Origin of the sequence: Algoriphagus sp., from assembly GCF_024305035.1 — a bacterium.
In the GTDB taxonomy this organism is placed as follows: Bacteria; Bacteroidota; Bacteroidia; order Cytophagales; family Cyclobacteriaceae; genus Algoriphagus.
Window position 1 is genome coordinate 1 of record NZ_JAMWZB010000021.1, and the last position, 24,734, is coordinate 24,734.

Below are 24,734 nucleotides of genomic sequence, written 5' to 3' on the forward strand. Positions count from 1 at the left end.
CTAAAATTATCAAAAATTGCCCGATTTTAAAAAACTTCAAAAGCGATTTCCCTGATGTTTCCATCCAGTATTTTTTTCTTCTTGACTCCGTATCCGTTATTCTCAAGCAGGTCTATCAACCAAGCTTCATCGTTTCCTTCATTGGATTCGGCTTGTACAGGTGAATCTGAGTAGAGCACCTCTAAATGCAAATCATTGCTTATCGATCGGATATTCTGAGTAAGGATAAAAGCAAATTCAGTTGCACTTTGAATACTGTCATAGTTTCCGTTCCAGATATTTTCATTTAGGTGATCTGCCATCTCAACTGCCTTGGACTCATCAATGTAAGAATTCTTCAGTTCTGAGATTAGATTCTTCAGAACCTCAGCTTTTTGCTCATTTTCTATATTCTGAGCAACTATAGGCTGCATCAGAAATAAAAGGCAGCAACTACTTATCAAGGTTAAATTTTTCATTTTGTTAAGGATTGAATACTTGTTTTTGGGGACCTCTTATCCCTTTAAAATGTGGATCTAAGTAATAATTTCTGTTTTCCCTTGTAGGAATTAAAAGCCAGCCAAAGTCCTAATCCAGCAAGTGCCATGATCGATTCAATAAGCAACCACTTACTTCCAAAATTTCCTAAAGGGCCATCAGAAATCATCGTAATCAGGCGAGAAAAGGCATAAGAACCCCAAAAAATACTCAGAAAGGCTAACCCTTTCTCGGGGTTTTTGACCATGAGGTAGAGGATACTCATACATATCGTGATTCCTACCCCTCCATACACCCCTCGTATCGAACTGAGTGCATCCGTATTATCTAGCTCTACACTTACCATATCCATGACTGCTTGTGGGTTAAAAAGAGCCATCATACTGACCAAAAGGAGCGACAGGATGGAAGCTCCAAGGTAAATGCGCGTGAAAATCATCCATTTATTAGACTTCTTCATGGCTACATCAATCAAAGGAGCACTTGTTTTGATACCATAAAATATGGTTCCCCAAATCCGCCAGCTTAGGCTTTTTAACGTCTGTGAGCAAGGATGAGCAATCTCCAAATAGAGTGGCGAAGATTTTCTTGTAATTCCCTTTTTTCACTTTTATTAATGGAGAACCATTCTTTGAAATAAAATAGACCCGGTGCTTGTCTCCCGTCCATGTGATGTGTTGGCTCTGCAAAGCGGTAGTCTTCCTAGCCAACGGATCAAAAAACACCTCAAAAACCTCATCAAAATCAGGGTTAAGGAGCTGAAGCAAGAATTCCTTTTCACCATTTATACTGGTATTTCGGTAAATAATAAAATCTTTAGGTTTGGCCGTGGGCTGATCTCTTGACAACAGTTTTTTGACCGAAGAGCCGCGCTCCATAGCAAATTGAAATCTAACCGCTCCATTCATAGCGATCGCAAATTCATAGATATCCTCTGCGTTGATTTTAAACGTATTTCCGGTTTGATCCTCTAGGCTTACTCTAGTGATTCCGCGAGTACTGACATAGTTGATGATTTTACCCTCGACCACATCTCCGGACTTGAGCAAGGCATAACCCTTATTGGAAAGGGGGAAATCAACCAGCGGCTGCTGAAGTTGCTGGGCATTTAAATTTCCAATCAGCCCCAAAAGGAAGAGAATTATTGAAAGTGAAGTTTTCATAGTTGGTTTAATTTTCAAATTCACGGTTTCATTGCATTCAAAGGCGGAATAGGCTGAGGAACCACATTATCAATCGGGGTGGTACTTTTCAGATAGGCAAAGACAGCACTGATTTCTTCATCTGTCATTTGACCAATCATTTCATAAGGCATGGGAGGGAGAATCTGCCGATTTGTAGGGATCCCCTTAGACTTGCCATCACGAAGGGCAATAAAAAATTGCTCCTCTGTCCAATTGCCTATACCGGTCTCATCTGAAGTGAGGTTGGAGGAAAAAGACACCCCCCAAGGACCCATCCATGCCGTTAAGCTTTGGGTGGCTGCTATACCTTTTGATTCCAGTTCATTTCGATCTATTTCTGGAATAGGGACCTGGGCTGGATGTCCAGAAAGCGCTCGGGACATGTCCATTTCGGGACCCATCGGCCCCATTTTTCGAGGCGTATGACAATCATGACATCCGGCAATCACCACTAAGTGCTTGCCTAAGGCAACCTTTGCATCCAAGTCAACTTGAGTGTCTGGTTCCGCTTGCGCTGTGTTCAGCTTTTTGGATTCATTGGATTGGCAACCAAAAAGGTTCACCACCAACAATGCCGCACTTGTAAAAGAAAGAATTTGATTTTTCATATGTATTGGGAGTTGATTTTCCCAATTGATGGAAAAAAGAGACAATGGGTTGCATTAAGTATGGCTGTCGGGATAATTATTTTTTGATGAGATCAAAAAGATTCAAAGCCAATTTGACCCCACCCTTTAAAGGGTCCTGCTGACCCACAAGGGGGGATAATTCCCCGGTAAGGCTGGCTGATCACGCTATTTTTTAAAATTATTTTCCCCTCATGCAACCCACCATTGAAGTTTCCCATCATGTGGTCGTTAAAAAAATTTAAACTCAACTAGTATTTCTACCATGAAGACTACACTAATTAAAATGACGCTAAAGTCATTGATTATCCTTTTGGTCGCAAGTTCATGCGAACTTATTCGAGAGGATAACCCCTCCATTGTCAAAAACAAAAATAATGAGGAGACCACCTATTATGGACCTGCTGTAGCCATGGGCAATGGCAAAGCTCAAACCTTTATTACGATCAACAGGGGTGGAAGACCCACTGCGATGGGGGTCGCATTAAATGAAAAAGCCTTGGAAAATTTACCTTCTGAAAATGGAGGCTCCCACCATAGAGAAGGCCATCCCCCTTCATTTGAGACTGTTTTACAATTTCCCAAGCAAGCGGAGATCACACCCTATAAATTCATGGCCATCGATTGGGTACCGGAAGGTCATGAGCCTGAGGGGATCTACGATTTGCCACATTTTGATTTCCATTTCTATATGATTGACAATGAAGAAAGATTGACAATTACTCCTTTGGAAGGCATGGATCCTGAAATCCCACAGGCAAAATACATCCCAACACCCTACATTCAGCTTCCGGGTCGTGTCCCCAATATGGGAGTCCATTGGGCAGATCCTACTAGCCCAGAACTGGGAGGTGAAACCTTTACAAGGACATTCATCTACGGAACTTTCAAAGAAAAAGTCATCTTCATGGAGCCCATGATCACTCTGGACTATATCAAAAGCAAACCAAGCAATGTCGATGAGATCCCTCTTCCCTCCCACTTCCAGATAAATGGCTTTTATCCTTCCAAATACGAAGTAAAATATAATCCAGTCCGAAAAGAATATCTGATTCTACTGAGCGATTTTAATTTTAAAATGGCTGATCAATAAAATTTAGTTTCAATATGATAATTAAAAGTCCCCAGAGCGTTCTAGGGACTTTTTTTTAGAAATCTAGTTTTTCATTTTTTCACCAGTAAAGGTCATTGACCAGTCTAAAAGCAGCGTGAAAGTCCAGTTTAAACTAACTCTTTTAATCAGCCTTTCCAGCTGACTAGCAAAGTAGATTTGACAGCTATTCACTTCCCCCCGCTTTTAGCGAACCACCAAGAGACCGACTTTTTTGGAGTAATTTTCTAGAAATGAGTTAAAATCTCCCAAAGGATAACTTTCCAATTTTTGTAAAGGAGAATAGGTTGACTAAATTGTGTGAGGTCTTGGCAAATCCCCCTTAACTATGAAATCACTGGCATCAGTTCTTCTTATTTTTATTGGCTCTTTTGGACTACAAGCGCAAGTATCCCAACTAGAATCTGCTTTAGGGGAAGCTGAATCAAAAGGCTACTCAGGCGTCATGCTTGTAGCAGACAAGGGAGAAATTATCTTTGAAAAAGCCGTGGGTTTACGAAGTTTTGAGGAAAAAATACCGCTTGAAACCACCGATCTTTTTGAAATGGCTTCTGTCTCCAAGCAGTTTACCGCGATGATGGTGATGATGTGTAAAGAAAAGGGTTTGCTCGATTTTGACGATCCCATCGAAAAATACATCCGAGTTCCCTATCCAAATATCAGCATTCGGCATCTGCTCACCCATACCTCGGGACTCCCAGATTATCAAGCCATCATGGATGAGCATTGGGACAAAAGTAAAGCCGCTGGCAATCCAGAAATTTTGGAATACCTCCGTCGCTATGCCCCTGCGAAGCGCTTCGAACCCGGTTACAACTACGAATACAGCAATACCGGTTATGTGATTTTGGCCAGTATTGTGGAAGAAGTGACAGGAAAAGACTTTGTGGAGCTTTCGAAAGAATGGATTTTTGACCCAGTTGGCATGAATCATACTGCAATCCGAAGCTTGGAAGAAAAAGCTCAAGTCTCCAATTTTGCCGCTGGCCACCTCCAAGACGAACAGGGAAATTATGTCAATGCCAACCGATTTCGATCGTCAGATTATACCCTTTGGCTGGGCAATCGAAAAGGTCCCGGACGAGTGAGCAGCACCGCACAAGATTTATTACTGTGGGATCAGGCGCTTTACAGTGAAAAACTGGTCAGCAAAGAGACCTTGGAGGAGGCATTTTCTCCTTTCCAATTAACGGATGGAGCAAAAAGCACTTATGGATTTGGCTGGGATTTGGATCCAAATAGTCCCTATGGCAAACTAGTGAGTCATACCGGGGATAACCCAGGATATCAAACGATAATTGTGCGCTTTATCGAGGAAAATAAAACCATTATTCTCCTCAACAACAACTATCACCCTGAACACGATGCATTGGTGGAAGCCGCCAAGGAAGCATTGAGTAAAAAATAGCAAACTATTTCGACACTACTTAGTGAGTTTTTTCAGCACATTTATGGCGCTTTGGAGTCGTTGCCTTTGATCTCCAGAGACGGTTAAATATGGAAATCCGCTAGATTCAGCGATTTCTTGGTATTGATCAAAAAAATACTGTCGCATCTCTGGGTCGGGATGCTCTCTTAAAGGATCTGGCTCCCAAGGCAAATCAATATCTGTCAATAAAATCAGGTCATAAACCCGCTGATCGAGTTCCTTGATTACCCAATCATGAACTTTCCCAAACTTGTGCGCCGACCAAACCTGAATCACTCGAAGATCTGTGTCGCAAAACAGGTATTTCTTGGCGACATTAGCCTTTTCATCTTCTAAGGCCATCTGTCCTTTGGCAATTTTCAAAAGATCATCATATTCATAGGGTCTGCCTAGAATTTCCAAATATTCCCGCGCAAACTCCGGAACCCAAGGTTCATCAAAATGCACTGCCAAATCCGAAGCCAAGGTGCTTTTGCCGGTAGATTCCGGGCCCAGAATAAGAATACGCTTAGGCTTGTGCATAATTTCTTGCGGATTTAACCCAAGCAATTAAACCTAAAATTGCCAAAACTGTAAAAAACAAAAACTGAAAAGAAGTTAAAATCAATCCTTTGTAAAAGTAAAGGGGTACCGAAACCAAGTCTGTGATGATCCACATGATCCAGTTTTCGACCTTCTTTTTGGCCATTAGCCACATCCCCACAAATGCCGAGGAAGTCGTAAACGAATCCCAATAAGGCACGTCGGAATCAGTGAAATTTTTTAAAACAAATGACAATAATCCATAAGAGGCAATGAATATCACCACAGCAATAAACCATCCTTTCGGTTTAAGCCAAGTAACTGGGAGAAGGGTTTGATTGGCTTTTGGATGAGTCCAGACATACCAACCATAGATCGACATACTAAAATAATATGCATTGATCCCCATATCCGCGTAAAGCTTGTATTCCAAACAAATCCACACGTAAATCAGGGTAGAGACTATCCCTGTGGGATAAACCCAGATGTGCTCTCGCATGGAATAAAATACCGAAGCGATCCCAAAAAATACCGCAATCGCTTCCAACCAAGTCATAGCCTGAAGCCCCTCGGCCAATCCATCAATCAAAAACTGAAAATCCATGCTGCGAAGTAAGGAATAGTTTGTTTAACCACAAAGGACACCAAAGGCACAAAGCGTTTTTGGTGTAATTTGTGATCATGGGATTTTCTTTCTTAGTCACTAAGAAACTCAAGGGATTAAGCCATTGTAATCCTTTTGTAAAAAGTAAGATAGCCCCATGTTCTGTGATCTTAAAAGGATTTTGGAATAATTGGTTTATCCTTAACTGAAAAATGACCTAAAATATTCAATAAAAGAAAAAGATACTCCTGGTCTACATGAGGTACAAAAAAGTCTTTTGCGGATGTTTCATCGCCAAATGACTCAAGAGGAATCGTAAGAAATTCGAGATCTTTTGACTAAACACTATTCAGAAAAACTTAAATCCGAGATTCAGGAGGTGGGGTCAGAAAAGAAAATCACTGCTAAAGATTATGATCTATTGGGGAATAGATGAGCAGAAGGAAAGAAAAAAAGAAACCAATTTTATCGAAATAGACGGAAACCCTGAGTCAAATTTACTCCCCTACTCCACTGCGAATCCCGTTTCTGACATCCTTTGCACAGCTACTCATGTGATTTTTACTGAGCCATTTTTTAGATGGGGTATACTCCCGAAAGATCCAGCCGACAACAAATTTGCAGATTTAGTAATTTCATCTTCCTGTGATGCGATGGTAACCTTTGATAGGCATTCTCAAGTCTTCGAAAAATTAGATTTTCCTAAACTCAAAACCTTATACCCCAAAGACTATTCTTTATTTTTATACCGCTGGCAGATTTTCTTATCCTTTTTTCAATTTTTCTCGAATGGAATAAAATACCGTCGCTATGGTCTTCACTACTATTATCCATACTTAGTTGGAGTAGCAGGTACCCACTAGACCAGAAGCTGATAGCTTAGCGATACAAAAACCACAACCATTTCTCCTTTTCCGATGTTGACTGATTAACTTTGCAAGCTATGACTTTAAGCACCTTGACTGAGAAGACCGACCTTGATTCACTCGATCCAAAAGATTACATCATCATCAAAAACGCCCGGGTCAATAATCTGAAAAGCCTGAGCGTTGCCATTCCCCGAAATAAATTTGTGGTCATCACCGGACTCTCAGGTTCGGGTAAATCCTCCTTGGCTTTTGACACTCTTTTTGCCGAAGGTCAACGCATGTATGTGGAAAGTTTGAGTTCCTATGCCCGACAGTTTCTCGGCCGGATGGAAAAGCCAGAAGTTGAATACATCCGGGGTGTCGCTCCGGCCATCGCGATTCAGCAAAAAGTCAGTACCAAAAACCCCCGTTCCACCGTCGGCACCACCACCGAAATCTACGATTACCTCAAATTGCTTTTTGCCCGGGTGGGAAAAACCTATTCTCCGATCTCAGGCAAAGAGGTCAAACATCATACGGTCACGGATATTGTGGATTATATTCTCAGCTTCGAAGAAGGAGACAAAGTCATGATTTCCTGTCCCCTTCAAGTAGCACGAGGCAGAAAAATTGAGCAGGAATTGGAATTGCTTTTGCAAAAAGGGTATACCCGAATTTTGATTGACGGAGAAGCTTATTTTGTAGAAGATTTACTTCAGGAAAAGAAAATTCAAAAAGGAAGCTATGAGATCCTGATCGATCGGGCTTCTGTCCGAAAAGAGGATGAAGACAATCAATTCCGTATCGCCGATTCGGTACAAACGGCCCTTTTCGAAGGGCATGGAGATTGCAAAATTACAATTCCTGAAAAGGAAACACGGGAATTCTCGGACCGATTCGAACTTGACGGAATGACCTTCGAACTGCCATCGGTCAACTTTTTCTCCTTCAACAATCCCTACGGAGCCTGCCGAAGATGCGAAGGTTTTGGAAATGTCCTTGGAATCGATCCTGACCTGGTCATTCCTGACAAATCACTTTCCGTCTATGAAGGGGCCATTGCCCCTTGGCGGGGAGAATCTTCGAGAACTTGGCTCGAACCCCTATTGAAAAAAGGGATTGAATTTGATTTTCCCATTCACCGGGCATTTGAGGATTTGAGTGAAAAAGAGCAGGAACTTATCTGGACGGGAAATAAGTATTTCAAAGGCTTGGATGCATTTTTTAAAGATTTGGAAACCAAAACCCACAAAATCCAATACCGGGTGATGCTCTCCCGGTTTAGAGGTAGGACCACCTGTCCCGAGTGCCGGGGAACCCGACTACGCAAGGACGCCAGCTATGTCAAAATCAAAGATAAATCGATCACAGACCTGGTGCTGATGCCGATTGATGAAGCCTTGGTATTTTTCAATGAATTGGAACTCGCTCCGCATGAAGCCAAAGTTGCCAATCGATTACTGAAAGAAATTGTCAGCCGCCTGGAATTTATGGATCAGGTAGGTTTGGGTTATTTGACTTTAAATCGGCTGACTTCTACCCTTTCGGGAGGCGAATATCAGCGGATCAAACTGGCCACTTCTTTGGGTTCGGCCCTGGTCGGTTCTATGTATATTTTGGATGAACCCAGTATTGGTTTGCATCCAAGGGATACCGATCGCTTGGTGGGAGTACTCAAGTCTCTACGCGATATGGGAAATACCGTCATCGTGGTGGAGCATGAAGACAAAGTCATGAAAGCTGCCGATCAGATTATCGATATCGGACCAGATGCTGGAGTGCATGGCGGGGAGTTGCTCTTTCAGGGTTCGATCGAAGAGCTCCTTGCTTCGGCTCAAACCCATACGGCCCGATACCTGCGTGGTGAGGAACAGATTTTCAAAAAAAATGGGAACCGAAAGTGGAAGGACTCCATCCTTGTCAAAGGAGCACGTGAAAATAACCTAAAGAATTTGACCGTAAAGTTTCCTCTCAATACGCTAACCGTAGTCACGGGGGTCTCCGGTTCGGGGAAATCTACTCTGATCAAAAAAGTATTGTATCCAGCCTTGGGGAAAATGCTGGGAACTGTCATCGATGAATCTGGAAAATACGATAAGATTGAGGGCGATTATAAGCGGATCACTCAGGTAGAGTTTGTCGATCAAAATCCAATCGGTAAATCTTCCCGCTCCAATCCAGTCACCTACGTCAAAGCCTACGATGCGATCCGAACGCTCTTCGCAGATCAGCAGGTATCCAAACAACGCGGATACAAGCCTGCTTTTTTCTCTTTCAATGTCGATGGAGGTCGATGTGAAGCCTGCGCCGGAGAAGGTACCACTACGGTGGAGATGCAATTTATGGCCGATATCCACCTGACCTGTGAGTCCTGCAAAGGGAAGCGATTTAAGAATGAAATTCTCGATGTCAAATACAAGGATAAAGATATCTCCGAGGTACTTGACATGACTATAGACGAGGCCATGGAGTTCTTCAAGGGAAAAACGCAAATCATCAATCGACTCCAACCTTTACAAGAGGTCGGTTTGGGCTATATCGGCATGGGTCAAAGTTCGAATACGCTATCCGGTGGAGAAGCTCAGCGGGTAAAATTGGCTTCCTTTTTGGGTAAAGGTGGCACTAAATCTGGGGATCAGGTACTCTTTATTTTTGATGAACCCACGACTGGACTTCATTTCCACGACATTCGTAAGCTCTTGCATAGCATCAATGCCCTAATCGATCAGGGTCACTCGGTGATCATTATTGAGCACAATACCGAAGTGATCCGATCCGCTGATTGGGTGATTGACTTGGGTCCCGAGGGAGGAAACAAAGGAGGACACCTCACTTTTGCGGGTACGCCTGAAGATTTGGCGAAAGAAGAAGGAAATTATACGGCGAAGTATTTAAGGGAGGGATTCATGTAAGCTCAGGCTTGATTATAGCTATGAATTCGAGCAAAACTAAAAACATCACACATGGGCTTGGTAAAATTGCTTCGAGGCAATAGCAAGATAATTACCTGAGAAACAAAAGAAAAAATTTTAGATTTTTACAAACTGGATCTTTTTATTTCCGTAATAATCAAATATTAGTTTAATTAATTTTTGATTCTATTTCCATGAAATACCATGGTTTTCATTACTTTAAAAGCCTAACACTTTTCAAGCAGTTTCCCATCTGGGCATTTATTTCCACATTTTTCTTTTCCTGTACTTCCGCCGAAAAAGTGAAGTTTGACCGAGAAGAGATCGATTATCATCGAGGAGCTGATATCAGCAATATTTCCCTTGATATTGATTCTCTTGAGAACAAAGAGGTCATTTTTTCTGGAAGTGGAACTTGGAAGATTTTTAATGATCAAATTATTCTCGCAGATCAAAGAACCGGAATAATTTATGTTTTTAATGATGATCTAAGCTTAAAAGAAACGCAATTAGGAATCGGTCAGGGCCCAAACCAATTGAATGGGGGGCTTGTCGCTATGGCTTCCGGAGATCAGGGGCTATTTCTTTTGGGTGGGAGTTATGACTATTATGTCGTTGATAAGAATTGGACTATTTCCCAAACAGGCACTTTGGACTTTTACCATGAAAATACGACCCATGATGAACTATTGAAGAATCCAAAGCCGGAATACGCGGGCATTTACGAACTCCATTATGAATTTCAGAAACCGACCTGGTTTGGAGAAGGGAAAGTGATGATTCAGCTATCCTCGACTCATCCCGAGTTTAATTACATCTTGAATAAAAATTACTTTGAGGAAGCCAAAAACCTGGGGATACTAGATCTGAGCAATGGTAAAATACAAATTTCTGGAGGATACCCTCCAATATATTCAGGCCATAGTTTTATCCCCTACGTAATGGGTACAGCAATCACTCCAGTTAAAAACAATTTTTACGTTCAAGGTTTTGAGGCAGACAGTCTACTGTACAAGTTTTCTGCTGAAGGCCTGATTCAGCATGCATTTGGACATGCTGGCAAAGACATGATGACCGAGTACCCTGATCTGAGCGCTTTGGATGTGAGTGAGTTTGATCAAGGCCGAGAAGACCTTCGCCCAAAAGTCAACTTTTATACAACTTTAGATTTTATGGAGAAGCAAAACCTTCTGGTACGTGGTTATACTAAAAACAGTCCACTGGCAGATGGAATTCAGCTTTATAGAAATGACACCTTGCTGCTTGATCAAGCTGTACCCAAAGGGTTTAACTATTTTGGATACAAGGAACCCTACCTCTACGGATCCTACAACAGACAGGTTGAACGGGAAGAAAAAATTGTCGTTTATCGATTAAAGTTATTAGAATGAGAAAGGCAATCCTACTTATGTCAGCTTATGCAACTTTTGCAGCTTTATTTTTTGGTCCAAAATCGTTGCACGGTCAAGAAGCTGAACAAAAGAAGCATCAGTATTCCATACTAGAAAAGAATGAAACAAGAAGCCCCATTCCGTTTTTACCAATATTTTCTGAGGATGGGACCGTTTATGGAATCACCGATAGCATTGGAAATATCATCTTGGAGGAAGGGATTACATTTTTTATCCGAAGTTACTTTTACCAAAACAAGGAATTCAACGTCGAGCCAAATTCAAAAAAAGTAATTTTACTGGAAAAGGCCGAAATCGCACTGGAAGGAATCGAAATCCGATCCTTTCAAAACCCTATCGATCAGCTAATGCACCTCAGCAAAAGCTTTGAGCCTGCTTTTGACAAGGACGCATTCCTATCTAATTTCAGGGGGTATTATGCCGTCCAACAGCAGGAAAAGTATGTGGATTTTTTCGAAGCAAGTGGTATTTCTCTCCATTCCAAGAGTCAAAAATGGAAGCCCTATGAATTTGTCCAAGCAGGATGGGCAGGTGGCAGTGCTTACCAATTTCTAGTGCCCCTGGAACTGAGGAGAAGCCATCATTGGGACTGGACGAATGGAGACACGATTCCTGCAAGGAATACCTCACCCAGCACTGAACGAGCGGATCAGTATTTTATCAAACCGTTTTATGCAAGTGAAATACTACACGCTTTTGAATATTCTTGGCCTTTATCTTCTTCAAATCTTAAGTTCTACGATTTCCAGTACGACTTAGAAAATGGAAAGGAAATCATCCTATTTAAATCAAAAGATGAGGAGCGCATCAAAGCAAATTCTGACCTGTTTCTCCTTGGAGAGGGAAAAATCGTTTTGGGTGAGTCAGCAGAAAGCATCGAGCGTATTATCCTCAATTTCTCCAAGTACAATTACATTGCCTTTCCGAAAAACCGAAATGGGCGAGAACGGCAAATGGGCGGAAGTCTTTCCGTCATTTTTAAAAATTCGAATAACAAAGTCTTTGTAAGCGAGGTAGAATTAACAGCTAAACTCTTCGGCCCCATCAATATCGGAAATCCAAGACCTTATCGAAAAGGAAGTGAAGCCACGATCGTGGAGAAAATTCTTTTCGAAGATTTTCACTTTGTCCAGTCCAAACAAGATTTAGAATCACTGGAAAAAGGATTCGGTTTTGTGGGATTAGAAACCATGGTTGCTTTTGATCCAGCCTATTGGAGCTCCCATGCTTTAGTGAGTCCTGATTTATTCAATCGAATTAAAAGGGACCTAGGATCAAAAACCAGTCTTAACGATCAATTTAAAGCAAATTCTGAAAAACGATTGATTCCCGAAGAGAAAGATTTGGCTTTCTTCAAAGATTATCTTTCGAAGCTTATTCCTCAATTAAAATCGATAGCAAAAGAAATATCAAAAAACTAAAAAACTCCTTCAACCTTGAAGATTCACCACCTAGTTCAAATGGTCAAAAAAGGAAAAACAGAATTAAGGCTGTATTTTGTGAATAGAAATTCAGGGATTGAAGCATGAAAAATGAAGATGTTCGTTGAAAACAACGCTTTTCAAACTTTAGCAAAGTAATGGGGCATTTAGAAAACGCCCTTCAAATTCCAGAGCCAGATAGGGTTCAGAAAGCTGGAATCAACCATTTTTTTGAAATGAGTTTTGAATTGGCATGGAACCGGGTCAAAGATTACCTAGAAGTGCAAGGCTTTGTGGATATTCGATCACCAAGAGCAGCTCTAAAAAAGGCTTTTGAAATCAATCTTTTGGAAAATGGCCATGATTGGATGGATTTGCTACAAGATAGAAACCTCACAGCTCATATCGATGATGAGCAAAAGGCTACAGAAATGGAAAAACATCTACAAGAAAAATATTTCCCTTTAGTAAACGCACTGCGCCTTACCTTCCAAAGAAAAGGACATGAAGAATAAATTTGGACTTTTGGAATCGGATATGGCTTCCCTATTAGAAATCATCGAAAATCAAGACCTAGTTGAAGAGGTCATTCTATTTGGAAGCAGAGCTAAGGGAAATTTCCGTACTGGAAGTGATGTGGATTAGGCCTTGAATGGAGAAAGTCTAATCTTTGAAAAAGTCAGTCACAAAAGTTATTTCCTTAATGAAGAGACCAACATGCCTCATCCTTTTGACCTAGTCAATTATCATCAGATTCAAGAGCCAGAATTGACCAAGCCTATGGACCGGGTAGGCATATCCTTTTTCCATAGAAAAAAGGAAATGGAACTCAATAATGCTTAAACCAAAAAAATATGGTCAGAATGATTATCTACTATTGTGAAGCCTAAATCGGATGACTATCTTCGCAACCATCAATGGGATTTTAGCTCATCCGAGACAGTGATGGGAGTGAGCACAAGTTATTTGGGATCTTAGCTCAGTTGGTTTAGAGCGCTGCTTTGACAGAGCAGAGGTCATGGGTTCGAATCCCTTAGATCCCACACCCTTAGGCACAAAGTCGAAAAGATTTTGTGCTTTTTTTATCCTTAGATCAATTAGATTAGAGAAACAGCTTCCCAAACTGAAGGATGTGAGTTCTAAACTCATTACCCGCTCTGAACGCAGTAAAGAGACAAATTTTCAGAAGATTCTGTATATTTAAAGAAATCAAAGTCATTATTCAAAGTTTTTTGAAATAGAAAAAACCAAGTGGAAGATATTCTAAGTCTATCGATAACCAATAAAAACCTTTCAAATGCAACTTCTGAAATAATTAAAATAGAAGAGGATCTAGTTGGAAATTCTGTCGATTTAATTTCTTCTGTAATTTTTCAAATACCTATTTATTCCTTAATTCTAAAACCTATTAAACATTCTTTTTTGAGCTTTAAAGAATACAGAGAACTCAAAATGCTAGCCCGCTTTTTTAATAAATTTGAAAATCTAAAGGAGCATGAGCGAGTAGAATTTTCTTACATGTTAAGCTCAGAAAATGGACCAAATTTATCTGAAAAGCTGATCTACTTAATTTCACAAATGAATGATGAATATAAATGCAACATTTTATCGAATCTATCAATAGCTTTTGCTCGAAAAAAAATTGATAAAAAAACCTACCTCTTATTGATTGACATTTCAAATTCGTTGTTCTCGTCTGATTTAAAAATATTCAATGAAGAAATTACCAAAATATTTAAAAAGGGTGACCTGAAACTTGATGATTCAGAAAAAATAGAAGAGAGATTTACTGAGTTTGTTTTATATGACTACTTTAAAGAACAAGTAGAATTTCGTTTAATTTATTCATTTAAAAATTATGGACTAATTGTTGAAAACTTTAGGAAAAATAAAATCCCTGCTCCGATTGGTAATTATAAGGAAAATAAGGAAGTCTCAAATCTTCGAGAAAGATTAGGAGATGTGTATATTGAAGAGTATTTCTCACACTACGCATTCCTCCTCTTCTATTATGGATTCCACTATAAATAAAGTCTACTTAGGTTTTTATCATATCAATTTAAAGACAGGGGTTTAAAATTTTTCTCTAAGACTTAAACTGTTTTTGAATTAAACCTTCAAAAACTCCCTCAACCCCATCGCCATCACTTTTTCAGAAAGAGGAAAGCTATCCGAAATCCGACAAATAATTACACCGCTTTCAGCACCTGTGTCCTCCATGCTGATCTGCATGCCTTTGCTGAGCTTGGGCGAAAGGGTATTCTTGATTTCGATAGCCATTTTGACCACCCCATTTTTCACCAAAAGCAGGTCACATTCTGCCCCCTGATGGGTTCGGTAGAAGTAGTACTCATATTCTTCCTTCAGCGTGGAGATGAGCTGCTCAATCACAAATCCCTCCCAACTCGGCCCAACCAACAGTTGATTGATCAGGGAATCCATACTATCCACTCCCGTCAGGGAATGTAACAAGCCCGTATCGCGAATGAAAACCTTTGGCGATTTGACCAGACGCTTTTTGATATTGTGATGAAAAGGCGCCAAGACCCGCACCATAAAGGAACCTTCGAGAAACTCCAGGTATCGGTTGACTGTCGGGCGGGTGATGCCAAGTGCTTTGGCAAAACCCTCTGCATTCCAAATGCCTCCCTGTGCATTAGCCAGCATCATCCAAAAGCGCTCCACCAATCGGGGATCGGTGCTTAACCCGATTTGTGCCAAGTCCCGCTCGAGATAGGTCTTAATGAAGTTTTGCCTCCAAAGCTGAGACTCTCGTTCGCTTTTGGCTAAAAACGACAAAGGAAATCCGCCCCGAATCCAGAGCTTTTCAAATTCGTCATTTCCAATCTCTCCAAGGTAAAATGGTGTCAGTTCTAGGTACCCAATTCGACCGGCCAAGGAATCCGCGCTTTCTCGGATCAAGTCCGGCGAGGCCGAACCCAACAAGATAAATCGTCCCGGCTCCCGCTGCTCATCAATCAAACTTCGAAGCTCTGCAAAAAGCTTAGGCATCAATTGGATCTCATCGAGAATGACGGTTTTGTCGGCATGTGCTTTCAAGAAAAGCTCGGGATCGACCAATTTGGCGCGATCAGAGGCTTTTTCTAAGTCTAGGTAAAGGCTTTCCCTTTCGAGTTTTAGGTTTTTGACCAAGGTCGTCTTTCCCACCTGTCGTGGACCCAATATGCCTACAGCAGGAAATATCGAAAGATATTCCTCCAAAAGGGGGGTAATATGACGGTCTTTTACCATGAAAATCAAATATATAATTTACGTATTTCATGGTAAAAGTAGAAATATTTAATCAAGAATACTACAATTTTACCATGAAAATCGAAAGTATAATTTACGTTTTTCATGGTAAATAGATTTTCATAGGATCCTATTTTGCCGCTGTTGGTGTCATCGCCCTCAGCATTTCTCCTACAAGAAAACCCAATCATGTATACTGCCAGAGAAAATAAACTCAAATCGATAGGTTTAGTACTAAGGGAATCCCACTTTCTTTATTTTTAGTCTTTTCCATCAGCGATTTCCTCAACACGTCTTTTCCCCTTAAATTCGGCTTCGAAGGAAATCATCGACTTCGAAATCGACCCGCATAAAAAGAACTGATAAACGCATGAAAAAACCCCTACTCTTAAGCTTAATGTTGAGCATGTTGCTCAGCTTTGCGCAAGCTCAAATCCAGACCCCCGAGCAGTTTCTCGGCTATAAGCCTGGCGACCGATTCACCCCGCATCACCGAATGGTGGATTATTTTGAGCATGTCGCCGAAGCTCTTCCCAATGTACAGCTCGTCCAATACGGCGAAACCAACGAAAAGCGCCCGCTGATCTTGGCCATTTTCTCCAGTCCGGAAAACATGGCCAATCTGGAGCAAATCCGAGAGGATAACCTGCGCCGAGCGGGTCTGCTTGAAGGCACGCCCAGCACCTCCATCCCGATCAACTGGATGTCTTTTAATGTACACGGAAATGAATCTGTGGGAATGGAAGCGGCGATTTCTGCTTTTCACTCCTTAGCAGATCCGAGCAATACCAAAACTCAAGAATGGCTGAAAAACCAAATCATCATCATCGATCCGGCCATCAACCCTGATGGGCGAGATCGCTATGCCATGTGGTACAACCAGAAAATGAATACCACCCTTCAGCCGGATCTGCAGTCCATGGAGCACAATGAGCCTTGGCCAGGAGGTCGAGCAAACCATTACCTTTTTGATCTTAACCGCGACTGGGCCTGGCAGGTACAAGTAGAGTCTCAGCAGCGACTTAAAATATATCAGCAGTGGATGCCCCAGCTACACCTAGACTTTCACGAACAGGGAATCAACAATCCTTTTTACATGGCGCCAGCTGCCGAGCCGCTTCATGAGCAACTCACCGAATGGCAGCATGAATTCCAGGATATTTTTGGGAAAAATACCGCAAAATACTTCGATGAAATGGGCCGCTTCTATTTTACCAAAGAGCGATTTGACCTTCTTTACCCCTCTTATGGCGACACTTATCCCATGTACAATGGAGCCATCGGGATGACCATCGAGCAGGGTGGCGGAGGACAAGCTGGCCGAGGTGGATTCAATGCAGTAGGCGACACGGTGACCCTGAGCTATCGGATCGAAGGACACTATACTGCTGCCCTTTCTGCAGCTGAAATGACGAGTGCTAATGCAGAGCGATTACTCACTGAATTTTCGAACTACTTCTCTGAAAACTCCAGCAACCCTAAGAGTAAATACAAAAGCTTTGTGATCAAAGGGGAAAGCAATCCTGCCCAAACCGCCAAATTACTGGAGCTCTTGGACAAAAACGGAATCCGCTACGGAAAAGCAGCTAGCAAGTCAGGATTGAGAGGCTTTGACTACCAAAGCGGAAAAAATGCTTCCTTCAGCACCTCAGAAGAGGACATTGTGATTTCGGCTTATCAGCCAAAGTCGGTATTGACCCAAGTTTTTTTCGAGCCCAACCCTCAGCTCAATGACAGTATTACGTACGATATCACTTCATGGGCCTTACCTTATGCCTATAATTTAAAAGCCTATGCATTAGAAAGCAGATTGGATCCTGAGGCGGAATTTGAAAAACCCGCTTTTTCTGAGAACACTCCCGGGAAAACCCCTGTGGCCTATATGGCCCGCTGGGAAGGGACTCGTGATGCCGCATTTTTAGCAGCTTTGCTGAAAGCAGGAATCCGCGTCAAATACCCAGAATATGCTTTCCAAACCGAAGGAAAAAGCTTTCCGGCAGGGACCCTGCTGATCACCAAAGGAGGCAATGAATATGTAAGGGATTTTGACAAAAAAGTGACCGAAACAGCCAATCGATTTGGGATCCACCTCGAAACTACCATGACCGGATATATGGAAGAAGGCAAAGATTTTGGCTCACCCAATATCCGAATCATACAAGCCCCAAACGTGGCTTTGGTCGGGGGTCAAGGCACGTCCTCACTCAATTTTGGCGAGGTATGGCATTTCTTCGAAAAGGAATTAGATTATCCACTCTCCACGCTGGAACTGGAGAATATGGCTCGCTATGACCTAAGCAAATACGATGTGATCATTCTTCCATCGATGTGGGGTGGTGGATTGAACAAGGCTGCTCAGGATAAATTGATGGAATGGACTTCGGCAGGTGGAAAAGTCATCGCCATCGACGGGGCGGTTAACTTATTTGCCAATAAGGAAGGATTTGCACTCAAAACATTTGATACTGAGGAGGAGAAAAAAGCAGCCCAGAAAGCTGCCGATTCCTTGGCCAAAGCGGAGCGATTGGAGCCGTATTTGGAGGGTGAACGACTCGCCATTTCCGGAGGGGCAGCCGGAGCAATTTATCAAGTAGACATGGATGAAACCCATCCCTTAGGCTATGGTACGGGAGGAAAATATTATACCCTAAAGAACAACTCCAGCATTTTCTCCTTTATGGATAATGGAGTCAATGCTGGAAAAATCAGCTCGAATGACTCCTATCGTACGGGCTACATTGGCTATAAGATCAAGTCCAGTATGGGCGAATCTTTAGCCATCGGAAGCGAGCGAAAAGGTCGAGGAGAGATCGTATACTTTGTGGATAATCCGATTTTTAGAGGTTTCTGGGAATCCGGAAAATTGGTATTGAGCAATGCCATTTTTCTGGTAGGACAATAAGGAAAGTGGGAAATCTAAAAGCTGAAAAGCCGGCTCGGATGAGAGTCGGCTTTTTTCTTTGAAAAACAACCTAGAAAAAAGAATCAAGATTGATAAAATCTATTTTTTGCACATTCTTTTGTGCATTTTTCCCTCAATGTGCACCATGAGCTATGCCTACAGGAATACTTTTTCTTTACTGAATAAAGGATGAATTTGTTTTTTGAACATTCCATTCGGAAATAGAACGTGATGCTCAGGCACTAATTTTTTTTTATTCTACCCTGATTATCAATTTCTTTTTCTATTTTGTCACACTGAAACAATAACCCTTTAAACCCAGTCCCATGAAATCAAACAGAAGAGACTTCTTCAAAAAGGTCGGGGTTGGCACCCTAGCTGCCTCCGTTCCTTTTTCTTCCCAAGCTTTTGCTGCGCAAAGTCCTCCAAATTCAGAGGATCAATTCCTCCAAATCGGAGATCACATCGCCATTGCCGAAACCACCCATGGTAAAGTCCGCGGCTACATTCTCAACAGCACCTACACCTATTTGGGTATTCCATACGGGGCAGATACCGCTGGAAAAAACCGATTTATGCCTCCCCAAAAGCCAGCACCATGGACGGAAGTCAAACCCACCATCTGGTGGGGAAATACCGCCCCGCAAATCATGGATAACCGCTATGCCAGCGTGCATTATTCCTTTGCTGACCACTGGAACTATGACGATGTCAGCGAAGACTGCCTCAAACTCAATGTCTGGACACCCAGCCTGGACAGTAAGCGGAGACCGGTCCTGGTCTGGCTACACGGAGGTGGCTTCACCAATGGAAACGCGATCGAACAAGACGGTTATCATGGCGAAAATTTTGCCCAGCAGGGAGACGTGGTCTTTGTCTCCATCAATCACCGCCTAGGCCCCATAGGCTTTACCGATCTTTCAGGAGTGGGGGGAGAAAAATACCGAGATTCCGGAAATGTGGGGATGCTCGATATCATCGCTGCACTCGAATGGGTTCGGGACAATATCGCCCATTTTGGAGGAGATCCGGGTAATGTCACCATCATGGGTCAATCTGGCGGAGGAGCAAAAGTCACCTGTGCGATGGCCATGCCGGCATCCAAAGGGATCGTCCATAAAGGTGTAGCTCTGAGTGGTAGTATGCTCACTGCCAATGATAAGGAATATGCTCAAACCTTGGGCAGGTATGTCATGGAAGAAGCCAAGCTGAATCCCGAAAGCCTGGATAAACTTCAGGAAATCTCCTGGAGGGAATACCTGGATATTGCCAATAAAGCTCTGGATCGAATGCGAAAGGAATTTCCTCAGCCGGGATTCCGAGGTGGGTTTGGGCCGATCGCTGATGGAATTCATATCCCAAAAGGGGAGTTTTTCAGCGAAACTTCGACTCATGCGGCTGAGATGCCTTTGATGGTCTGTACCACTTTCCACGAATGGAACCCAACACGAACCACTGCCGAATTGGAAAAAATTGACCGGTCTGGCGTCATTACACAATTGAAAGAACGATTTGGAGAAAAATCAGAGGAAATCTATTCTGGGTACCAAAAAGATTTCCCCAATGCTTCGCCGGCTGATCTATGGGCGATGATTTTATCCAATCGCCAGGGAGCAATCAACACCTCCACTGCCAAATCCAAGCAATCCGCTCCGGTGTATTTAGCCTGGTTTGGATGGGAGCCCAACCTTTACGATGGCAGGATGAAGGCATTTCATTGCATTGATATTTGTTTTTGGTTCAAAAATACCGACCGCATGTACACCCATACCGGTGGAGGAGCCCGACCCAGAGCCCTCGCCGATAAAATGAGCGCCTCACTTTTGGCCTTTATGCGAACCGGAAATCCCAATGTGCCCAACCTACCGGCATGGCCAGAGTTTTCCACAGCCAATGCAGAAACCCTTATTCTTAACGATACCTGTCAGGTCAAAAACAAACCGGATGGCAATGGGTTGGCAGCCTTGCCTGCCTAAAAGAAGCTGATCCGATTCCAAGGTCCGATTCCCTAGGTTTCGGACTTTTTTTATTGCCTAGCTAAAAATTTTTGTCCGAAAACCGAATAAAATACTGTACGGTTTTGATACAGTCATTTTTTACATTTTTCCCAAAAAACATCAATTGAGAGCCTTAACGGCACTTTTTGGGGATTGGCACCTTGTTTTCATAAAGAGAGTCATCACACACTCAGTAGCGATTAATTTATGAAAACGACCAACTATCTATTTTTGACCTTATTGGTTTTCTTTTTGGGTTTGAGCAGTCTCGCCGCAAAGGAAGTCAGTAAAATCACCGGAACAGTCACCGACCAAAACGGGGAGCCTGTTCCCTATGCCAACGTAGCGCTCATCGATGCCGAAGGAAATGGACTAATCGATGGAGCTGTTTCTGATGAGAAGGGGGATTTCCTCATCGAGTCGGCCAAATCCGCAAAAGTTCAATTGGTGGTGTCCTCCATCGGATTCAAATCATTCAGTTCGGAAGCTTTTGACTTGAACCCTGGAATGGAAAAAGATTTTGGAGCAATTAAAATCGAGGATGAAATGACCGGATTGGAAGAGGTGACCGTGCAATCCACCCGCCCGGAAATCACCATCGAGCCTGACAAAACCGTCATCAATGTTGAAGGTACCGTCATGGCCGAAGGTTCCAATGCACTTGATGTGATTGGAAGATCTCCCGGTGTATTTATCGATCAGGAAGGTACGATCAACCTCAATGGAAGAAGCGGCGTAGTGGTCATGATCAATGATCGCCCCACTTACATGTCAGCGACTGATTTGGCGGCATTTCTCCGTTCCATGCCCGCGGATAACATCAAAAGCATCGAGGTAATCAACAATCCCTCTGCCCGATTTGATGCCGAAGGTGCGGCTGGAGTCATCAATATTCAGTTAAAGAAAAATACCGTGGACGGTGTATTTGGAAATGTACAACTCGGAGGACAATACAATGGTCTTTGGTCCCCAAATACCGGAGTGGCAATCAACGTCAAGAAAGGAAAATGGACCTCAAACGCCAATTTAAATTACAACGAATATGCCCACTTCAATGATTTAGACATCAACCGGAATTTCACTCTGGAAAACGGAATTTCTAATTTCAATCAGGAGTCACGAATCACACAGCGCCCCAGAACACTATTCTTCAGCGGCTCAACCAACTATGAACTCAACGAAAAGCACAATTTGGGCTTAAACGTCCAAGCTTCTACCTCGGATGACTCCAATAATTCAAGTTCTCTAACCCAAATCACCAACCCAGGTGAAGCAGACTTGGATTTCATGGAAAGCTTAAACGAGGCAAGCGGTGACCGAGAGCGCTTTTTTGCCAATCTGCACTACGATGGAAAATTGGACACCTTGGGCACCAAAATCAGCTCAGATGTGGATTTCACGAGGATGAACGCTTCCAGCGAATCACTTTTGACCAATTCCTTTTGGACAGGGCAAAACCAAAATGCCGGATTTGAAAACCGAATCTTGAATCTAAATGAGATGTATTACAACATCTTCACCGCAAAAGTGGACTTTGTGAAGCCTTTGAAAAATGGAAGTACAGTAGAAACGGGGCTGAAAGGTTCTTGGGTAAAATCAGATAATGACTTGGACTTGCAGCGAGCAGAACAAGATGGTCCATTTAATCCCGACCCCAACAGCAACCGCTTCATTTACAATGAAAATGTCTTGGCGGCCTACGCGACTTACAAAGGGAAATTTTCCGATAAAGTATCCTTCCAAGCTGGCTTAAGAGGAGAATATTCAGATATCCGTGGCAATTCGGTGACTTTGGAAGAAGTGAATACACAGGAGTATTTCAATCTTTTCCCCAGCGCCTTCATTCAGCACAAAGTCAGTGAAAACTACCAGATCGTATACAATGCCAATCGGAGGATTACCCGACCTAATTACCGGTTGCTCAATCCATTTATTTACTACATCGATGCCTTGACTTCCGAACAGGGAAATCCAGGATTGAAACCTCAATATTCCAATAACTTTGAAATGAATCACGTGGTCAAAGGGGCTTATCAGTTTAACATCGGCTACAGCGAAACGGTGGATGCCTTCATGCAGGTATTTATGCAAGATCAGGAAGCCAGAACCACGACCACTTTCACCGATAATTTTGACAAGACCAAAAACATCAATTTCAGAGCTATCGTACCCGTTGACATTACTAAGTGGTGGGGAACCTCAAACATGGTCCAGGTAAACCACAACCGATTCAAATCCCAGATCGGAGACGACCTGTTAGATAACGCACAGACTTCCTTCATGATGAGAACTCAGCACAACCTTAATTTGCCGGCTGGATTCAAACTGGAGCTGGTCGGAATGTACCTCGGTCCTCAGATTTGGGGACAGGGCAGCATCGAAGGTTTTGGATGGGTTGAAGCCGGGGTGACCAAATCCGTAATGAAAGACAAACTTTCTATTTCTGTAAACGGTACCGATATCTTCCGTACCCAAGTGATTAAAGCAGATGTGAATTTTGCCAATATTGACACCAATTTCCGGCAATACCGAAGCAATCAAGGCGTACGATTTACGCTGAGATGGAGATTTGCTCAGGGCGAAAGCTTCCGCGTAAAATCCAACTCCGGCAGTACTGAAGAACGAAATCGACTCGATTAATTTTCACTTGATTCCCCTTTACTTATCTTAGTAAAGGGGAATTTTTTATCCAAAACAACTATGAAAAAACTAAGCACAGTTCTCGCCTTTTCACTGCTGCTGGTCATTTGCCAAATGACCTTTGCGCAGCAACCCGACTTTTCTAAAACCAGCCAATTATTGGACTCTTTGGAAAAGCACGAAAAATTTATGGGTACAGTTCTTTTGGCCGAAAGCGGTCAAATCAAATTTGCCAAGGCCATAGGGTTTGCAGATACCGAAAACGACCTTAAAAATGTAATTGAAACCCGCTATCGGATCGGCTCCATTTCCAAAATGTTTACTTCGGTATTAATCTTTCAAGCCATTGAAGACAAGAAATTAAGTTTGGAAACACCACTTTCTGATTTTTTCCCAAGCATCCCCAACGCAGCTCAAATCACCTTGGATCATCTCCTCAAACACCGCAGTGGAATTCACAGCTTTACCAGCAATGAAGATTACCTCACCTATCACACCGAATCCAAAACCAGGGATGAAATGCTTCAATTGATTGAAAAGGGCGGTAGTGATTTTGAACCGGGCTCCAAAGCGGAATACAGCAATTCCAACTATGTCCTTTTGTCCTATATTTTGGAGGACATTTATCAAAAATCTTTTGCTGAGATTTTGGAAAAAGGAATCGTGAAACCCCTAAAATTGAAAAATACGGGGATATTTAATGCGATCAACCCGGAGCAAAAAGAAGCCAAGTCCTATACTTACAATGGAGGCTGGGTAGTGGAAAAGGAAACTCACCCGACGATTCCTATGGGAGCAGGTGCGATTCAATCCACTGCAGAGGATCTCATGCTTTTTGCAGAGGGAATTTTTGGCGGGAAATTGATTTCTGACCAAAGTCTCTCCCAAATGATGGAAATCCAAGAAGGCTTTGGACGTGGGATGTTTAGCTTTCCCTACTATGAGAAAAAATCTTTTGGCCATACCGGTGGAATTGACGGATTCCGTTCCATGCTCGGTTATTTTCCTGAAGAAAAGGTCGCTATTGTTACCCTTTCCAATGGGCTCAACTGGAATAACAATGACCTTCTTCTGGCAACACTCAATGGTCACTTTGGCAGGGAAGTTACCCTTCCTTCTTTCCAAACCTATGAGTTAAGTAGCGAAGATCTAGACCAGTACCTTGGGGAATACGTATCCAAGCAGATTCCGATCTCTTTTACCTTTATCAAAGAAGGCAATACATTAATCGCCAAACCCAGTGGCCAACCAGACACCAAGCTGGAAGCAACTGCTAAACATCAGTTTGAATTTACAAGCGTGGGAGCAGTTTTCATCTTTGATCCTTTAACAGGGAAAATGACCTTTAAGCAAGGAGGAGGCACATTCAACTACGAAAGAAAATAAATGGAAAGCCA

General features: G+C 42.5%; 19 protein-coding genes, 1 tRNA gene and 1 pseudogene. 14 read left to right on the forward strand and 7 right to left on the reverse strand.

Annotated elements, in window-relative coordinates; all coding sequences use genetic code 11:
• Positions 1-26 precede the first annotated feature (26 nt).
• Genes Q0L00_RS12845 through Q0L00_RS12860 form a run of 4 tightly spaced genes read right to left on the reverse strand, consistent with a single transcriptional unit; the run spans position 27 to position 2,269 of the window.
• Positions 27-458: a hypothetical protein gene (locus Q0L00_RS12845; RefSeq protein WP_297337285.1), complete on the reverse strand. Its 432-nt coding sequence runs from the start codon at positions 456-458 to the stop codon at positions 27-29.
• A gap of 44 nt (positions 459-502) precedes the next feature.
• The gene (locus tag Q0L00_RS12850) at positions 503-937 is read right to left on the reverse strand and encodes a DUF4345 domain-containing protein (protein WP_297337286.1); all 435 of its coding nucleotides are present in this window, start codon (positions 935-937) and stop codon (positions 503-505) included.
• A 7-nt stretch (positions 938-944) separates the two neighbouring features.
• On the reverse strand, positions 945-1,640 hold the full coding sequence (locus tag Q0L00_RS12855; protein ID WP_297337287.1) for a hypothetical protein: 696 nt from the start codon (positions 1,638-1,640) through the stop codon (positions 945-947).
• A gap of 20 nt (positions 1,641-1,660) precedes the next feature.
• Entirely contained in the window at positions 1,661-2,269 is a 609-nt protein-coding gene (locus Q0L00_RS12860) for a c-type cytochrome (protein ID WP_297337288.1), read from the reverse strand.
• Positions 2,270-2,552: 283 nt separating this feature from the next.
• On the opposite strand from Q0L00_RS12860, the gene Q0L00_RS12865 reads away from it, so the two are divergent.
• A complete protein-coding gene (locus Q0L00_RS12865) occupies positions 2,553-3,380 on the forward strand; it encodes a DUF5602 domain-containing protein (RefSeq protein WP_297337289.1) in 828 nt (275 codons plus the stop codon).
• 346 nt (positions 3,381-3,726) lie between these two features.
• Entirely contained in the window at positions 3,727-4,806 is a 1,080-nt protein-coding gene (locus Q0L00_RS12870; RefSeq protein WP_297337290.1) for a serine hydrolase domain-containing protein, read from the forward strand.
• A gap of 15 nt (positions 4,807-4,821) precedes the next feature.
• Here the strand turns inward: Q0L00_RS12870 and Q0L00_RS12875 are convergent, their stop codons facing one another.
• On the reverse strand, positions 4,822-5,349 hold the full coding sequence (locus Q0L00_RS12875) for an ATP-binding protein (protein WP_297337291.1): 528 nt from the start codon (positions 5,347-5,349) through the stop codon (positions 4,822-4,824).
• Entirely contained in the window at positions 5,336-5,953 is a 618-nt protein-coding gene (gene pnuC / locus Q0L00_RS12880; RefSeq protein WP_297337292.1) for a nicotinamide riboside transporter PnuC, read from the reverse strand. Before pnuC ends, Q0L00_RS12875 begins: the two co-directional genes overlap by 14 nt.
• 413 nt (positions 5,954-6,366) lie before the next feature.
• Between pnuC and Q0L00_RS12885 the strand changes: the two genes are divergently transcribed.
• The 8 genes and pseudogenes from Q0L00_RS12885 to Q0L00_RS12920 all read left to right on the forward strand — a co-directional run bounded on the left by Q0L00_RS12885 (position 6,367) and on the right by Q0L00_RS12920 (position 14,577).
• Positions 6,367-6,816 carry a hypothetical protein gene (locus Q0L00_RS12885; protein WP_297337293.1) on the forward strand — a complete coding sequence of 150 codons (450 nt, stop codon included), beginning with the start codon at positions 6,367-6,369 and terminating at the stop codon, positions 6,814-6,816.
• An 80-nt stretch (positions 6,817-6,896) separates the two neighbouring features.
• Positions 6,897-9,713: an excinuclease ABC subunit UvrA gene (uvrA, locus tag Q0L00_RS12890; RefSeq protein WP_297337294.1), complete on the forward strand. Its 2,817-nt coding sequence runs from the start codon at positions 6,897-6,899 to the stop codon at positions 9,711-9,713.
• Positions 9,714-9,907: 194 nt separating this feature from the next.
• On the forward strand, positions 9,908-11,104 hold the full coding sequence (locus Q0L00_RS12895) for a hypothetical protein (RefSeq protein WP_297337295.1): 1,197 nt from the start codon (positions 9,908-9,910) through the stop codon (positions 11,102-11,104).
• Entirely contained in the window at positions 11,101-12,546 is a 1,446-nt protein-coding gene (locus Q0L00_RS12900) for a hypothetical protein (protein WP_297337296.1), read from the forward strand. The genes Q0L00_RS12895 and Q0L00_RS12900 overlap by 4 nt, the downstream gene beginning before the upstream one ends.
• A gap of 143 nt (positions 12,547-12,689) precedes the next feature.
• A pseudogene (locus Q0L00_RS12905) lies at positions 12,690-13,061 on the forward strand (HI0074 family nucleotidyltransferase substrate-binding subunit); the annotation flags it as partial.
• The gene (locus tag Q0L00_RS12910) at positions 13,051-13,191 is read left to right on the forward strand and encodes a nucleotidyltransferase domain-containing protein (protein WP_297337297.1); all 141 of its coding nucleotides are present in this window, start codon (positions 13,051-13,053) and stop codon (positions 13,189-13,191) included. The pseudogene Q0L00_RS12905 and the gene Q0L00_RS12910, both read left to right, overlap by 11 nt.
• Positions 13,192-13,514: 323 nt before the next feature.
• Positions 13,515-13,589, forward strand: a tRNA-Val gene (locus Q0L00_RS12915).
• A gap of 208 nt (positions 13,590-13,797) precedes the next feature.
• Positions 13,798-14,577, forward strand: a complete 780-nt coding sequence (locus tag Q0L00_RS12920) for a hypothetical protein (RefSeq protein ID WP_297337298.1) — start codon at positions 13,798-13,800, stop codon at positions 14,575-14,577.
• Between the two features lie 78 nt (positions 14,578-14,655).
• Here Q0L00_RS12920 and Q0L00_RS12925 read toward each other — a convergent pair whose 3' ends face one another.
• The gene (locus Q0L00_RS12925) at positions 14,656-15,798 is read right to left on the reverse strand and encodes an ATP-binding protein (RefSeq protein WP_297337299.1); all 1,143 of its coding nucleotides are present in this window, start codon (positions 15,796-15,798) and stop codon (positions 14,656-14,658) included.
• Between the two features lie 370 nt (positions 15,799-16,168).
• Between Q0L00_RS12925 and Q0L00_RS12930 the strand changes: the two genes are divergently transcribed.
• The 4 genes from Q0L00_RS12930 (at position 16,169) to Q0L00_RS12945 (ending at position 24,723) form a co-directional block, all read left to right on the forward strand.
• Positions 16,169-18,700 (forward strand): M14 family metallopeptidase, encoded by a 2,532-nt coding sequence (locus tag Q0L00_RS12930; protein WP_297337300.1) that lies wholly within the window; start codon positions 16,169-16,171, stop codon positions 18,698-18,700.
• Positions 18,701-19,026: 326 nt separating this feature from the next.
• The gene (locus Q0L00_RS12935; RefSeq protein WP_297337301.1) at positions 19,027-20,676 is read left to right on the forward strand and encodes a carboxylesterase family protein; all 1,650 of its coding nucleotides are present in this window, start codon (positions 19,027-19,029) and stop codon (positions 20,674-20,676) included.
• Positions 20,677-20,904: 228 nt separating this feature from the next.
• Positions 20,905-23,337 carry an outer membrane beta-barrel protein gene (locus Q0L00_RS12940; RefSeq protein WP_297337302.1) on the forward strand — a complete coding sequence of 811 codons (2,433 nt, stop codon included), beginning with the start codon at positions 20,905-20,907 and terminating at the stop codon, positions 23,335-23,337.
• A gap of 60 nt (positions 23,338-23,397) precedes the next feature.
• The gene (locus Q0L00_RS12945) at positions 23,398-24,723 is read left to right on the forward strand and encodes a serine hydrolase domain-containing protein (protein ID WP_297337303.1); all 1,326 of its coding nucleotides are present in this window, start codon (positions 23,398-23,400) and stop codon (positions 24,721-24,723) included.
• The last annotated feature ends 11 nt before the right edge of the window (positions 24,724-24,734 follow it).